Source organism: Sphingomonas sp. NPDC092440 (assembly GCF_044754985.1).
Taxonomy (GTDB): Bacteria; Pseudomonadota; Alphaproteobacteria; order Sphingomonadales; family Sphingomonadaceae; genus Sphingomonas.
The window spans coordinates 205,221-218,314 of the sequence record NZ_JBIVQA010000005.1 but is presented as its reverse complement, the minus strand read 5'-3'; the positions used below and the strand labels follow the sequence as shown (position 1 = coordinate 218,314).

Genomic DNA, 13,094 nt, shown 5'->3' with positions numbered 1-13,094 from the left:
GGCCGAACCAGCGCGAAAGGTCGCAAAGGTACCGGCCCCATCGCGCGCGGCTCACCATTCCTCGTCCTCGCCGGGCGGCGCGATCGGGTCATGGGGCGGCGCCACCCGATAATCGCGCAGCGTAAGCGGATCGGCAGGCTCCGCATTGTCGCCCAACCCGTCCAGCGCCGCATCGAAGCGCCGGCGCGCGCCCTCGGCCGGCTGGGCGATCGCGTCGCGACCGAACCAGTCGCCGCGCAGATGCTGGAGCAGGAACTTGAGCAGCTGGTCCGAAGGCTGGCGGCATTCGGCGACGAGCTCGCCATTCTTCCAATATTCGCGGATCGTGCCACGCGCAGCCCGTTCGAAGGCAAGCGTGGTCAGCCGGGCACTGGCGACGAGCAGCGCATCGTTCCAGGCTTCGGCGAAGCCGGTGGCATCCGGGCGGCGGCGCAGGCGATAGGCCGAGCGCGCCGTGAGCCCCACCGCCGCACAGGCTTCGGATATGCAGCCAGTCTCCGCCAGCGCGATGAGGAAGCTGCGCTGGCGATCGGCGGTCCAGCCGTCATGGCGGGCGCGCAGGGCAATGGGAGTGTAGGGGGCGAGCGCATCGGCCGCTTCCGGCTGGATGGGCTGGTGTTCCATGGCATGGGCTCCTTCCGGTTTGAATGGAGCCGAATTAGATAACCATATAGGTTCTTGTAGGACAGGCCGATCGCGCATGGGCGGCATCTGGCGCGCCGCCCATGCGCGGCCCGGATCAGCCCATCGGCATATCGACGCAGATCAGCTTGCCGAGAACATAGAAACAGCCCGGCGGCAGCGGGTCATCGAACGCCAGGGCGACCGACGGCGCGAGCGCGGAGAGCGCGAACAGCGCGGCGACAGCGATCTTCTTCTTCATCGATGCACTCCTCCAGAGGGTGGAGCGACCAGGCTATCCGAACGGCCGGGACATTGCCGGGCCTGTTGGCACCGAATCGGGGGGGGAGGCGACGCGACCGCCTTCCCCCAGGCAACTCAGAAGTGCGCGATCACGCCCGCCATCGGGCGGAAGCTCTTGGCGTTGTTGAACGTGTTGATCTCCATGCGCAGGCGCACGCCGCCATTGCCGGTGACGCCGCCCAGGCCGATGTCCTTCGGCCCCACTTCGACGCCGGCGCCATAGGTCATCGCGTGATAGTCGCGACTGTTGTTGCCCAGCGCGTCGAAATTGACCCATTGATAGCCGACCTTGCCATAGATCATGCCGCTCTCGCCCGCGCGCAGGCCGAAGCGGCCGGCGGCGCCATATTCCCAGTCGATATCGCCCTTGACGCCCTTGGCGACATTGCCCTCGGCACCGACGAAGACGGGGCCGAGCGGAATGTTGATGCCGGCGACGCCCTGGACCAGCGCACCGTCATAGGCCTTGCCGTTCGCGGGGATGGGGATGCCGGCGTTGGACTGGCGATCGAACCGCTCATAGCCGCCCATGATGCCGATATAGGGCTCGATCCCGAAGGCACGGGTGCCGTCGGGCGCGGTCCGGGCCGGGGCGGCGGTGGCAGCGGCTTCGGCGGGAGCGCTGTCGGTGCCGGCATCCTGGGCCTGGACGGCGGGGACGGCGAAGGGCAGCGCGGCGAACGCCGCGGCGGCGAGGAGTTTACGCATGTCGGGGGGAACCTCGTGACTAATTCAAACACTCGCCCCGCCGAAGGCGTCCCAGATACGCGGGCGCTGGCGGCGGGGCATGGGGTCAATGCACGAGGAGTCCGCCGGGTTGCATTGCAGCATGGGATTGCGGCGGAGGTGTTGCATGGGGGACACGGTGGGGGTTTCGACGAGAGCGCGAAGCTGGTATTTCCTCGGCATGACCCGCGAACGTTCCCTGTTCGACGAACGCGACCCTGCTGCCGAAGCGGCGGCGGATGCGCGTGCCGAGGCCGATGTGAGGGCGGGCCGGCTGGTGGGGCATGATGCCGTGAAGCGCTGGATCGCTTCCTGGGGAACCGAAGCACCGCTGCCGCGTCCCAAAGCCGGCGAATAGCTTGCGCAAGATCGTCTGGACCGAGGAGGCGATCAGCCATCTCGAGGCCATTCTTGCCTATGTCTCCGCATTCAATCCCGGCGCGGCATCGCGGCTGGGCGAGCGGTTGATCGCAGTGGCGGACGGTTTGGCGGAGTTCTCGGAACGCGGCCGCGACGCAGGCGAAGGCCGGCGCGAAATGACCAGCGTCTGGCCCTATATCCTGCGATATCGCGTGGAGGGCAACACGGTGATCATCCTGCGCATCCGGCATGGGGCACGGGATGAGGTGAATGGATAGCCCTCCGTAAGTCGTGGACTTTTGCGGCTAGACCGTGCCTGCCCCAAGAACTTTGGCGAAAACCGGCGGCCCGTCATGCCGCTTCAAGTTGGATTGATAATGGTTACCCTGCGGACCCCAGTCGAAATAGAGTCCGTGGGTCAAAGCATTTATCGAACTGGCCTCGGCCTCGCTTGCAGTCAGATTTTGGCTAAGGAGCTTGATAGCACCCTGACCACCGAGAAGAGTCGCAAAAACCTCCAGCTGATAGCCTCCAGCTTTAAACCGAAACTCAGCATTATCAGGTGGCAAAAGGAAGTGGTGGTTCGTGGCTATCCCCGTTTCACCGACAAAGAGGCCACTCCCTCGCTTGAGTTCATCGTCACCATACACCCAGATATTGAAATTCTGCCTGGTCTCCCCCCTCGTCAGGGTAGCGAAGAGATGCTCAACAACCCGACCACGCTTGGAGTTTGATATCAGTAAAGCTCGCAAGAATATCTTCGGTCGGTCGATAAATCCGCCAGATGCAGATCCATCCGGACCAAAATAAATCACCGACGGTAGAGTCATTCGGACAGAACCTCTCCGGAAATAAGTAAGCCAGAGGGTAATTAGTGAAACGCCAAGCGCACATGCGGCAATAATCGAAGCAATTAGTGCGCCCGATTGTCCCATCTTTAGTCGCTCCAATTGGCGCAGGGCAATTCCATTATCACTCCGCCGCAATCCCCGCCTTCGAGAACATGTCCGGCCCGCCTTCGCCGCCATCCTCGTTGGCCACCGGCGTCACCTTCGCCTTCTGGCGCTTGTCGAACGAATCCCACACTTCGTTCCAGGCGCCGCGGGTCGCCGCCTTCGAATATTCGGTCGCGCGGGTCTCGAAGAAATTGGCGTGCTCCACGCCGTTCAGCAGCGGGGCGAGCCAGGGCAGCGGGTGCTCCTCCACCATGTAGATCGGCTTGAGGCCGAGCTGGCCCAGGCGCCAGTCCGCGATGTAGCGGACATATTTCTTGATTTCCTTGGGCGTCATCCCGTTCACCGGGCCCATCTCGAACACCAGGTCGATGAACGCGTCCTCGATGCGCACCGTCTTCTGGCACATGTCGAGAATGTCGTCGCGCACCGACGGGGTAAGGCAGTTGCGCTCCTTGCAGAAGGCATGGAACAGCCTGATGATGCCCTCGCAGTGCAGGCTCTCGTCGCGCACCGACCAGGACACGATCTGGCCCATGCCCTTCATCTTGTTGAAGCGCGGGAAGTTCATCAGCATCGCGAACGAGGCGAAGAGCTGCAGCCCCTCGGTGAAGCCGCCGAACATGGCCAGCGTCTTGGCGATGTCCTCGTCGGTGTCGACGCCGAAAGTGCTCAGATAGTCATGCTTGTCCTTCATCTCCTTATACTGGAGGAAGGCGGCATATTCGGTCTCGGGCATGCCGATCGTGTCGAGCAGGTGCGAATAGGCGGCGATATGGACCGTCTCCATGTTGCTGAACGCAGTCAGCATCATCTTGATCTCGGTCGGCTTGAACACGCGGCCATATTTCTCGTGGTAGCAATCCTGCACCTCGACGTCCGCCTGGGTGAAGAAGCGGAAGATCTGGGTGAGCAGGTTGCGCTCGTGATCGGTGAGCTTCTGCGCCCAGTCGCGGCAATCCTCGCCGAGCGGCACCTCTTCCGGCAGCCAGTGGATCTGCTGCTGGCGCTTCCAGAACTCGAACGCCCAGGGATATTCGAAGGGCTTGTAGGTCTTGCGGGCTTCGAGAAGCGGCATTGGGGTTACTCCGTGACGAACTGATAGATGGAGAAGCCGAGCATGGCTGCGGCAACGATCGAAAGAAGGATGGACAGGATGCGCATAAGCCGCAGCCCCCGCGGGAGAGGGATCTCGGGCGAAGAAGCGGGTCGATCGCTATTCAGCCGAACCCAATCGCGCCGACTTTGCGGCATGCCCGCGGCATCCCATCCGACGGGGCGGAGCGAACCCATGATACCCGTGCTCAGAAGCGACAGGCTGATATAGACTGAGGCGCCGATCATGCCGCCCCTCCCGTAGCCATGAACACCGCCGCGAAGCCGCCGAGGAACAGGCCCAATGCGAGCAGCATCATGCCCGCGATGCGCAGCGCATAGCCGCTCGCCTCGCCCTCGGGCAGGCCGAGCCAGGCGCGCGTGGCGGCGGGCTTCACCATGGCGGTGAGGCCCGCGGCGCCCGCCGCTCCGGCGATGCCGGCCATCAGGGCGAGGCTGCGCGTCACTGGTCGATCACCGTGGTGTTCCGGCCGCGCACCACCCGGTCACGATAGACGACCCGAGTCACCCGATGCCCGCGATTGGCGCCGACCCCGAACACGCAGATGCCGAGGAAATAGCCGAAATCATACCAGCCGCCATTGTTGGGCACGGCATAGACGGCGACGTCCGGCAGGATCAGCGACAGGAACCAGGCGACCGGGAAGATGAAGCCGTGCCACAGGCCGAGCAGGAAGCCCGGCGCTTCGGGCTGGACGGCGCTGGGCACCTGCTTCGCGCAGGCGGCGAGCAGCAGCACGGCAGTGAGCGCCAGGGCTTGGAAGGATGCGCGAACGGGCTTCATGCGATTCCCCCTTCGGGTGCGTGGGAGGCGGCGCGCGCGGCTGCATCGTTTCGCCGCGGCGCGCGTTGAGCGTGCGAACCATCCCCCCAAGGAGATCCGAGATGACCGATTTGCAGGCGATCCGCGAGCATATGGAAGTGATCGGCGCCGACGGCGTCCATGTCGGCACCGTCGACAAGGTCGAGGGCAGCCGGATCAAGCTCACCAGGAAGGACAGCGCCATCGAAATCGAAGGCGCGGCGGGCAGCCATGCCGGGCATCATCACTATGTCTCGGTCGGCCTGGTCGCCGGCGTGGAAGGCGACAAGGTGCGCCTGTCCGCCACCGCGGCCAACGCGGTCGAGATCTTCGAGGAAGAGGCCTGAGCCAAGCGCAGCCCCTCTTACCCGAGGAGAGAGGGAGCGGCGATCCGCCATTCCCTCTCCCCTTGTGGGAGAGGGAGGGAGCCGCGTAGCGGCGGAAGGGTGAGGGGGACGTATCACGCGAAATTTCCCCGCAATTGCGGCGGCAGATTCCGGGCAATTTCCGCAATAACGCCTTCGACGTTCGTCATCACATCGTTGTTCCAGAAGCGCAGCACGCGATAGCCTTCCACATTGAGGAAGCGCGTCCGCGCCTCGTCGCGATCGCGACGCACCACATGGGTGGCGTCGTCCGCTTCGACGATCAGCTTCGCCGCGTGCGAGCAGAAATCGGCGTGATAGGCGCCGAAGGGCACCTGATGACGGAACCCGGCGTCCGGCAGGGCACGGCGCAGTGCAGCCTTGAGTGCAAGCTCCACCGGGCCGGCATTGCGGCGCAGTTCGCGCGAGCGAAACACCGTCGTCGCGGGCAGGAGCTGACGTTTGGTCAGAGCCGCCTCATTCCCCCTCACCCTTCCCACGCGCTTCGCGCGCGGGCCCCTTCCCTCTCCCACAAGGGGAGAGGGAGTTTGCGCGTCCGCCGGTTTCCCTAGCTCCGCCACCTCACTGGCACGCCAGGCATTCGTCATAATCGGTCGACTCGCCCAGGTTGAACTGCGGCTTCTCGATCGTGTTGTCGGCTTCCACCCCGCCCGCGAAGCCGGCGCGCTGCACCGACTTGGAGCGGAGATAATAGAGCGACTTGATGCCGAGCTCCCAGGCGCGGAAGTGGAGCATCAGCAGGTCCCACTTCTCCACGTCCGCCGGGATGAACAGGTTCAGCGACTGGGCCTGGTCGATATAGGGCGAGCGATCGCCGGCCAGCTCGAGGATCCAGCGCTGGTCGATCTCGAACGAGGTCTTGTAGACGTCCTTCTCTTCCTGGCTGAGGAAGTCGAGATGCTGGACCGAGCCGCCCTGCTCCAGGATCGAGTTCCACACCGCATCCGAATTCTTGCTCTTCTCCGAGAGCAGCTTTTCCAGATAGGGATTCTTGACCGAGAACGAACCCGACAGCGTCTTGTGCGTGTAGATATTGGCCGGGATCGGCTCGATACAGGCCGAGGTGCCGCCGCAGATGATCGAGATCGACGCGGTCGGCGCGATCGCCATCTTGCAGCTGAAACGCTCCATCACGCCCATGTCCGCCGCGTCCGGGCACGGCCCGCGCTCGACCGCGAGCGCCATCGACGCCTGGTCGACCTGCGCCTTGACGTGCTTGAAGATGCGCAGGTTCCAGCTCTTGGCCATCGCACCTTCGAACGGGATGTTCCGCGCCTGGAGGAAGGAGTGGAAACCCATCACGCCCAGGCCCACCGAACGCTCGCGGCTGGCCGAATAGGCGGCCTTTTCCATGCCCGGCTCGGCCCGGTCGATATAGTCCTGCAGGACATTGTCGAGGAAGCGCATCACGTCCTCGATCATCCCGGTCTCGCCCTTCCACTCGTCCCAGGTCTCGAGGTTGAGCGAGGAGAGACAGCACACCGCGGTGCGCTCATTGCCCAGATGATCCTTGCCCGTGGGCAGCGTGATCTCCGAGCAGAGGTTCGAAGTGGAGACCTTGAGGCCCAGATCGCGGTGATGCTTGGGCATGTTCGAGTTCACGTGATCGGCGAACACGATATAGGGCTCGCCGGTGGCGAGGCGAGTCTCGACCAGCTTCTGGAACAGCGCGCGCGCATCGACCTTGCCGCGGACCGACTGATCCTTCGGCGACTTCAGCTCCCATTCCGCGCCGGCCCGCACCGCTTCCATGAACGCGTCGGGAATCAGCACGCCGTGGTGCAGGTTCAGCGCCTTGCGGTTGAAGTCGCCCGACGGCTTGCGGATCTCGAGGAACTCCTCGATCTCCGGGTGCGAGATGTCGAGATAGCAGGCGGCCGAGCCGCGGCGCAGCGACCCCTGCGAGATCGCCAGGGTGAGCGAATCCATCACGCGGACGAAGGGAATGATGCCCGAGGTCTTGCCGTTGAGGCCCACCGGCTCGCCGATGCCGCGGACATTGCCCCAATAGGTGCCGATGCCGCCGCCGCGCGAGGCGAGCCAGACATTCTCGTTCCAGGTGTCGACGATGCCGTTCAGGCTGTCGGGCACCGAATTGAGGAAGCAGCTGATCGGCAGGCCGCGCCCGGTGCCGCCGTTCGAGAGAACGGGGGTGGCGGGCATGAACCACAGCTTCGAGATATAGTCGTAGATGCGCTGGGCGTGCCCCTGATCATCGGCATAGGCCGAGGCGACGCGCACGAACAGATCCTGGAAATTCTCGCCGGGCAGCAGATAGCGGTCGCGCAGCGTCTCCTTGCCGAATTCGGTGAGCAGCGCGTCGCGCGAATGATCGACCTCGACGTCGAACGCCTGCGGCGCGACGGCCTTGCTGTCGTTCCGCTTGCGCGCCTTGGGCGCCGCCCTGGCGGCGTCGCTCGCGGCCGGCTTGCCGGCAGTGGCGGGGGCTTCGGCGACGGTCTCGTTCACGCTGTTTTCCGTGTCCCTGAATTCCATAACTCTCACCCCTGACAAAGCTTCACTGGCCTTCCCCGGGGGAAGGCATAAATCCCGACTCGAAGGGGCCGCCGATCCTAGCATCGACACGGTCGCGCGCGAAGAACAAAACATGTCCATCGCACTTCGTCCCAGGCACGAATCGACCCGTTCCGCATATGGGTATGCGGCGGTGAGTCCACCAGTGCTTGAGCTTGCCCCTCAGTGCAACCACAACAGATTGTGCCAAACCGAGTCCGGGCACAAGACCCGAAATGGTTAATTTCCACAACGTTTCGTCGCTAAAATGACTCGGTTCGTGGCACCTGCATATCTGCTGCAATGCCGCGACGCGCGGACTTTCCTAGGGTTTCCGAAAGGCAAGGGAACGAACGCGGAACGTTAATTTTTTTCGCGTGGAGGAATCCGGGGGACCACAAGGGCTTGTGGTTGCCCGCTCGAACGCACCGCAGATGATGGCGATCGCTACAGGAACGCATCCACCTTTCGCCGGATCACGGATGGCAGCTCGGGATTCAGCGCTCCCCGGCCCTCACCCCAGGGAGCGATTGCAGTCCACGCAACCGAGCGTTGCCGATTGCGCGATATTCAATCAGACTTGCCCGGGTCTAGAGGCAGTCCTTTGGCGGATCGTTCCGCCGCGCGCGGGATTATGTCGGGATGGCAACGAACGGGGCAGCGACGGGGGAGCAGCCGGCATGGCAGCCGGCCCCGCACGAGCGCTCGCCCATCCCCGGCTCGCCGCCCACCCCCTGGCACCCGCCGCTGCGGCGCGCGGCCTATATGTCGGTGGCGGTGCTGGTGATCCTTTCAGGGTCGCTGGGCAATGCGATCGTCACCGCGAACCTGACGACCCTGCAGGGATCGCTGGGACTCTACTCCGCCGAGATCCAGTGGCTGCCGACCGTCTATGTGATGACGAACGTCTGCGCGAACATGGTGCTGATCAAGTTCCGCCAGCAATTCGGCATCCGGCTGTTCACCCAGATCTTCCTCGGCGCCTTCGCCCTGACCACCGCCGGGCACCTGATCGCGCACAGCTTCGCGACGGCGGTGGCGGTGCGCGCGCTGAGCGGGATCGCGGCGGCGGCGTGCAGCACGGTGGGGCTGCTCTACATGGTCCAGGCCTGGACGCCCGAGCACCGGCTGAAGGGCATCGTGATCGCGATCAGCCTGCCGCAGATCGCCGTCCCCCTCGCCCGGCTCTTCCCCAGCGAAGCCTTCGAGCCCGATCGCTGGCAGACCATGTATCTGTTCGAGCTGGGCCTGGCCCTGTTCTGCCTGGCGGCGGTGCGGCTGCTCGTGCTGCCCCCGGTCGAGCGGATGAAGGTGTTCGAGCCGCTCGACTTCCTCACTTTCCCGATCTTCGCCGGCGGCATGGCGCTGCTCTGCGCGGTGCTGGGCATGGGCCGGGCGCTGTGGTGGTTCGAGGCGCCGTGGATCGCACCGGCGCTGATCGGGGCGATCGTGCTGCTGCCGATCGCCTGGCTGATCGAGCATCACCGCGCGCGCCCGCTGCTCAACACGCGCTGGCTGGCGAGCCGCGACATCGTGCGCTTCGCCCTGGTCTCGATCCTGGTGCGCGTGGTGCTTTCGGAGCAGACGATCGGCGCGTCGGGGCTGCTCACCGTGCTGGGCATGGGCAACGACCAGATGCGGATGCTCTATCTGGTGGTGCTGCTCGCGACGCTGGCCGGGGTGGTGGTCGGCGCGCTCACGCTCGATCCCCTGTTCCTCGGCAAGCCGATCCTGATCGCGCTGGCGCTGATCGGCCTGGGCGCCTGGCTCGATTCGGATTCGACCAACCTGATCCGCCCGCACGACATGTATTTCAGCCAGGCGCTGCTGGGCTTTGCCAGTGCCCTGTTCATCGGGCCGGCGATGCTGATCGGGCTGACCCGCGCGCTGCGCGAGGGGCCGACCCATTTCGTCAGCTTCTCGGCGCTGTTCGGCATCACCCAGAATCTGGGCGGCCTGTTCGGATCGGCGATGCTCGGCACCTTCCAGGTGATCCGCGAGCGGGCGCACAGCAACGCCATCGTCGCCCAGCTGGCGAGCGGCGATCCGCTGGTGGCGCAGCGGCTCCAGCAGAATGCCGGCGCCTATGGCCGGGTGCTGATCGACCCCGGCCTGCGCCAGGCCGAGGGCGCGGCGATCCTCTCGCAGACCGTGACGCGCGAGGCGAACATCCTGGCCTATAACGACACTTTCCTGCTGATCGCGGCGATCGCGGCGGGGACGATCTTGTGGGTCTTCATCCCCATCATGCGGATCCGGCGCGAGAACCTGGCGCGCGCCGCCGCCGAGCAACAAGCAGGAGCGAAGAATGGCTGAGCCGACCACCCCGGCGATCGAAGCGGACGCGAGGCCGGTGCCCCCGCCGGCCCCCGCGCCCGCGCCGAGCGAGGGTGCGGATCCGCCGCCCACGCCCGAGGTCGCCGCGCGCCGGTGGATCCCGCCCCGCCTGTCCTGGACCGCCATCCTGGTCGCGGCGCTGCTGGTGCTGGCCGGCGTCGTCGCGGTGCTGATGGCGTGGCAGGTCTGGCCCTTTGCCGGCAATGTCCAGTCGACCGAGAATGCCTATGTGCGCGGGCAGGTGACGATCATCAGCCCACAGGTGAGCGGCTATCTCACCGACGTGCCGGTCCAGGATTTCGCGCGCGTGCGGGCGGGCGACGTGCTCGCGACGATCGACGATCGCATCTATCGCCAGCGCGTCGACCAGGCGAAGGCGAACGTCGCCAGCGCCGAAGCCGCGCTCGCCAACAACCCGCAACAGGCGGCGTCCAAGACCGCGGCCTATGGCTCGCAACAGGCGGCGGTCGCCTCCGCCCAGGCGCAGCTCGCCAAGGCGCAGGCCGATTTCAACCGGATCGACGCGCTGGCCAGGCAGGGCTTCATCACCCGGCGGGACCGCGATGCGGCGCTCGCCGCGCTGCGCACCGCCCAGTCGGCGGTGGCGCAGGCCCAGGCGGCGCGGACGGTGGCGAGCGAGGACATCCGCAGCGTGACGGTGAACAAGGGCGGGCTGGTCGCCGCGGTGGATGCGGCCAGGGCGGCGCTCCACCTCGCCGAGATCGACCTCGCCAACACGGTGATCCATGCGCCGGTGGCCGGGCAATTGGGCGAGATCGGCGGGCGGCGCGGCCAATATGTCACGGCCGGCACCCAGCTGATGGCGCTGGTGCCGCAGACCTTGTGGGTCACCGCCAATTTCAAGGAGGCGCAGACGGCGAAGATCCGCCCGGGCGCCAAGGCGAGCTTCCGGGTCGACGCGCTGGGCGGCGCGAAGCTGACCGGCACGGTCGAGCAGCTGGCGCCGGCGGCGGGATCGGAGTTCGCGGTGATCCGCAGCGACAATGCGACGGGCAATTTCGTGAAGATCCCCCAGCGGATCGCGGTGCGGATCAGGATCGACCCGGACCAGCCGGCGGCCGCGCGGCTGCGGCCGGGCATGTCGGTGGAGGCGAGCGTGGCGGTTGGGGACTGAGCTTCCTTGCCCGCCTTCCTCACCTTGTCCGCCCTTCCCGCCTTAGCCGTCATCCCCGCGCAGGCGGGGATGACGATGATGGGGCGTCAGGCTAGGCTGGCCCCGCAACGAGATTCGGGGACGGCATATGCGGACGGGAATGACGGCGCTGGCGGTGGCTCTGGCCTGGACGATGCCCGCCTGGGCGCAGGAGGCGCCGGCCGGCACGGCGCCGGCTCCCGCCCCGTCCGACATCGTGGTCCAGGAAGCGCCGCGCCCGCTGCCCACCGTCGAGGAACAGTCGATCGACGCGCTGCGCGCGGCGCTTGCCGACGGAAGCATGACCAGCAGCTACATCGTCGACGCCTATGTCGCGCGGATCGGGAAGCTCGACCGCGCCGGGCCGACGCTGCGCTCGGTGATCGCCGTCGCGCCGGCCAAGGACCTGCGCGCCGACGCCCGCGACAGCGACGACCGGCGCAAGACGGGCAAGCCGCTCGGCCCGCTCGACGGCATCCCGGTGCTGATCAAGGACAATATCGAGACGCAGAACATGCCCACCACCGCGGGCAGCCTGGCGCTGGCCAACAACGATACCGGGCGGGATGCGCCGCTGGTCGCGCGGCTGCGGGCGCAGGGCGCGATCGTCCTCGGCAAGACCAACCTCTCCGAATGGGCGAACATCCGCTCGAACAACTCGATGAGCGGCTGGAGCGCGATGGGCGGGCTGGTGAAGAACCCCTATGCCCTTGATCGCTCCGCCTGCGGCTCGTCGAGCGGATCAGGCGCGGCGATCGCGGCGAGCCTGGCGGCGGTGGCGGTGGGCACCGAGACCGACGGCTCGGTGGTGTGCCCGGCGGCGATGAACGGGCTGGTCGGCCTCAAGCCGACGCTGGGGCTGATCAGCCGCACCGGCGTGGTGCCGATCAGCCACAGCCAGGATACGCCGGGGCCGATGGCGCGCTCGGTGAAGGACGCGGCGATCCTGTTCGGCGCGATGGTGGGCAGCGATGCCGCCGACCCGGCGACCAAGGACGCGGACAGGCACCGCAAGGACTATGCCGCCGGGTTGAGCCCGGATGCGCTCAAGGGCATGCGGATCGGCTATTGGAAGCCCGAGATGGCGGCCGACCTCGCCGCCCGCTTCGACAAGGCGCTCGCCGAGCTCGGCGCGGCCGGCGCGGTGCTGGTCGAAGTGAAGATGCCCGAGCTGAAGGGCCTGGGCGACGCCGAGGGGCTGGTCCTCCACACCGAGCTCAAGGCCGACATGGCCGCCTATCTCGCCACCACTCCGGCCAGCGTGGGCCCGAAGACGCTCGCCGACCTGATCGCCTTCAACGAGGCGCACAAGGACGCCGAGATGCCGTTCTTCGGCCAGGAGACCTTCATCAAGGCCGACAAGTCCAAGGGCCTGGACGATCCCGAATATCTGGCGGCGCGCGAGAAATCGGCGCGCATGGCCGGGCCCGAGGGGATCGACGCGATGCTCAAGGCTGCGGACGCGCAGATCCTGGTCACGCCGACCTATGGCACGCCCTGGCTGAGCGATCCCGCCCATGGCGACCAGTTCCAGGGGCCCTCGGCGAGCGAGCTGCCGGCGGTCTCCGGCTATCCGCACCTCACCGTGCCGATGGGCCTGGTGAACGGGCTGCCGGCCGGCCTCTCCTTCATCGGCACCGCCTATGCCGACGGGCTGCTGCTCAAGGCCGGCTATGCCTATGAGCAGGCGACGCACGCCCGGGTGGTGCCGCAATATCTGCCGACGATCCCCGCGGACCTGGGGCCGCGGCAGCCCTGATCAATCCTCCCCGAGCTTGTCTCGGGGAGGGGGACCGTCGCACAGCGATGGTGGAGGGGCCGGC

The 13,094-nt window shown here is 66.4% G+C and carries 16 protein-coding genes; 6 read left to right on the top strand and 10 right to left on the bottom strand.

What is annotated here, in order from left to right:
- Nucleotides 1–51 precede the first annotated feature (51 nt).
- The 3 genes from ACIQCS_RS10685 to ACIQCS_RS10675 all read right to left on the bottom strand — a co-directional run bounded on the left by ACIQCS_RS10685 (nt 52) and on the right by ACIQCS_RS10675 (nt 1,632).
- Entirely contained in the window at nt 52–624 is a 573-nt protein-coding gene (locus ACIQCS_RS10685; RefSeq protein ID WP_345849996.1) for a hypothetical protein, read from the bottom strand.
- 115 nt (nt 625–739) lie between these two features.
- On the bottom strand, nt 740–883 hold the full coding sequence (locus ACIQCS_RS10680; RefSeq protein ID WP_342249338.1) for a hypothetical protein: 144 nt from the start codon (nt 881–883) through the stop codon (nt 740–742).
- Nucleotides 884–999: 116 nt separating this feature from the next.
- Nucleotides 1,000–1,632 (bottom strand): opacity protein, encoded by a 633-nt coding sequence (locus ACIQCS_RS10675; protein WP_345849995.1) that lies wholly within the window; start codon nt 1,630–1,632, stop codon nt 1,000–1,002.
- 145 nt (nt 1,633–1,777) lie between these two features.
- On the opposite strand from ACIQCS_RS10675, the gene ACIQCS_RS10670 reads away from it, so the two are divergent.
- Nucleotides 1,778–2,008, top strand: a complete 231-nt coding sequence (locus tag ACIQCS_RS10670; protein ID WP_401530793.1) for an antitoxin — start codon at nt 1,778–1,780, stop codon at nt 2,006–2,008.
- A 1-nt stretch (nt 2,009) separates the two neighbouring features.
- On the top strand, nt 2,010–2,288 hold the full coding sequence (locus ACIQCS_RS10665; RefSeq protein ID WP_345849993.1) for a type II toxin-antitoxin system RelE/ParE family toxin: 279 nt from the start codon (nt 2,010–2,012) through the stop codon (nt 2,286–2,288).
- Nucleotides 2,289–2,315: 27 nt separating this feature from the next.
- On the opposite strand, the gene ACIQCS_RS10660 is transcribed toward ACIQCS_RS10665, so the two are convergent.
- From ACIQCS_RS10660 to ACIQCS_RS10640, 5 genes are read right to left on the bottom strand one after another with little or no spacing between them, the layout of a single operon-like run.
- Nucleotides 2,316–2,945 carry a hypothetical protein gene (locus ACIQCS_RS10660; protein ID WP_345849992.1) on the bottom strand — a complete coding sequence of 210 codons (630 nt, stop codon included), beginning with the start codon at nt 2,943–2,945 and terminating at the stop codon, nt 2,316–2,318.
- 37 nt (nt 2,946–2,982) lie between these two features.
- A complete protein-coding gene (locus tag ACIQCS_RS10655) occupies nt 2,983–4,041 on the bottom strand; it encodes a ribonucleotide-diphosphate reductase subunit beta (protein ID WP_280281518.1) in 1,059 nt (352 codons plus the stop codon).
- Between the two features lie 5 nt (nt 4,042–4,046).
- Nucleotides 4,047–4,307: a hypothetical protein gene (locus ACIQCS_RS10650; RefSeq protein WP_345849991.1), complete on the bottom strand. Its 261-nt coding sequence runs from the start codon at nt 4,305–4,307 to the stop codon at nt 4,047–4,049.
- Nucleotides 4,304–4,525, bottom strand: coding sequence for a hypothetical protein (locus ACIQCS_RS10645; RefSeq protein WP_345849990.1), 222 nt, complete (start codon nt 4,523–4,525; stop codon nt 4,304–4,306). Before ACIQCS_RS10645 ends, ACIQCS_RS10650 begins: the two co-directional genes overlap by 4 nt.
- On the bottom strand, nt 4,522–4,863 hold the full coding sequence (locus ACIQCS_RS10640) for a hypothetical protein (protein ID WP_345849989.1): 342 nt from the start codon (nt 4,861–4,863) through the stop codon (nt 4,522–4,524). Before ACIQCS_RS10640 ends, ACIQCS_RS10645 begins: the two co-directional genes overlap by 4 nt.
- Before the next feature lie 101 nt (nt 4,864–4,964).
- On the opposite strand from ACIQCS_RS10640, the gene ACIQCS_RS10635 reads away from it, so the two are divergent.
- On the top strand, nt 4,965–5,228 hold the full coding sequence (locus ACIQCS_RS10635; protein ID WP_345849988.1) for a DUF2171 domain-containing protein: 264 nt from the start codon (nt 4,965–4,967) through the stop codon (nt 5,226–5,228).
- A 113-nt stretch (nt 5,229–5,341) separates the two neighbouring features.
- Here ACIQCS_RS10635 and ACIQCS_RS10630 read toward each other — a convergent pair whose 3' ends face one another.
- Together ACIQCS_RS10630 and ACIQCS_RS10625 are read right to left on the bottom strand one after the other, a co-directional pair.
- Nucleotides 5,342–5,737 carry a DUF559 domain-containing protein gene (locus ACIQCS_RS10630; protein WP_345849987.1) on the bottom strand — a complete coding sequence of 132 codons (396 nt, stop codon included), beginning with the start codon at nt 5,735–5,737 and terminating at the stop codon, nt 5,342–5,344.
- Between the two features lie 91 nt (nt 5,738–5,828).
- Entirely contained in the window at nt 5,829–7,763 is a 1,935-nt protein-coding gene (locus ACIQCS_RS10625; RefSeq protein WP_345849986.1) for a ribonucleoside-diphosphate reductase subunit alpha, read from the bottom strand.
- Nucleotides 7,764–8,423: 660 nt separating this feature from the next.
- Here ACIQCS_RS10625 and ACIQCS_RS10620 point away from each other — a divergent pair.
- From ACIQCS_RS10620 to ACIQCS_RS10610, 3 genes are all read left to right on the top strand, one after another.
- Nucleotides 8,424–10,097: an MFS transporter gene (locus tag ACIQCS_RS10620; RefSeq protein WP_345849985.1), complete on the top strand. Its 1,674-nt coding sequence runs from the start codon at nt 8,424–8,426 to the stop codon at nt 10,095–10,097.
- Complete coding sequence (locus ACIQCS_RS10615) at nt 10,090–11,253, top strand: HlyD family secretion protein (RefSeq protein WP_345849984.1); 1,164 nt, start codon at nt 10,090–10,092, stop codon at nt 11,251–11,253. Before ACIQCS_RS10620 ends, ACIQCS_RS10615 begins: the two co-directional genes overlap by 8 nt.
- Nucleotides 11,254–11,380: 127 nt before the next feature.
- Complete coding sequence (locus tag ACIQCS_RS10610) at nt 11,381–13,030, top strand: amidase (RefSeq protein ID WP_401530786.1); 1,650 nt, start codon at nt 11,381–11,383, stop codon at nt 13,028–13,030.
- Nucleotides 13,031–13,094 lie beyond the last annotated feature (64 nt).

Excerpts from the sequence above, each read along its gene's own strand:
- ACIQCS_RS10685 (WP_345849996.1), bottom strand. The coding sequence starts at position 624 with ATGGAACACCAGCCCATCCAGCCGGAAGCGGCCGATGCGCTCGCCCCC.
- ACIQCS_RS10680 (WP_342249338.1), bottom strand. The coding sequence starts at position 883 with ATGAAGAAGAAGATCGCTGTCGCCGCGCTGTTCGCGCTCTCCGCGCTC.
- ACIQCS_RS10675 (WP_345849995.1), bottom strand. The coding sequence starts at position 1,632 with ATGCGTAAACTCCTCGCCGCCGCGGCGTTCGCCGCGCTGCCCTTCGCC.
- ACIQCS_RS10670 (WP_401530793.1), top strand. The coding sequence starts at position 1,778 with ATGGGGGACACGGTGGGGGTTTCGACGAGAGCGCGAAGCTGGTATTTC.
- ACIQCS_RS10660 (WP_345849992.1), bottom strand. The coding sequence starts at position 2,945 with ATGGGACAATCGGGCGCACTAATTGCTTCGATTATTGCCGCATGTGCG.
- ACIQCS_RS10655 (WP_280281518.1), bottom strand. The coding sequence starts at position 4,041 with ATGCCGCTTCTCGAAGCCCGCAAGACCTACAAGCCCTTCGAATATCCC.
- ACIQCS_RS10650 (WP_345849991.1), bottom strand. The coding sequence starts at position 4,307 with ATGATCGGCGCCTCAGTCTATATCAGCCTGTCGCTTCTGAGCACGGGT.
- ACIQCS_RS10640 (WP_345849989.1), bottom strand. The coding sequence starts at position 4,863 with ATGAAGCCCGTTCGCGCATCCTTCCAAGCCCTGGCGCTCACTGCCGTG.
- ACIQCS_RS10635 (WP_345849988.1), top strand. The coding sequence starts at position 4,965 with ATGACCGATTTGCAGGCGATCCGCGAGCATATGGAAGTGATCGGCGCC.
- ACIQCS_RS10625 (WP_345849986.1), bottom strand. The coding sequence starts at position 7,763 with ATGGAATTCAGGGACACGGAAAACAGCGTGAACGAGACCGTCGCCGAA.
- ACIQCS_RS10620 (WP_345849985.1), top strand. The coding sequence starts at position 8,424 with ATGGCAACGAACGGGGCAGCGACGGGGGAGCAGCCGGCATGGCAGCCG.
- ACIQCS_RS10615 (WP_345849984.1), top strand. The coding sequence starts at position 10,090 with ATGGCTGAGCCGACCACCCCGGCGATCGAAGCGGACGCGAGGCCGGTG.
- ACIQCS_RS10610 (WP_401530786.1), top strand. The coding sequence starts at position 11,381 with ATGCGGACGGGAATGACGGCGCTGGCGGTGGCTCTGGCCTGGACGATG.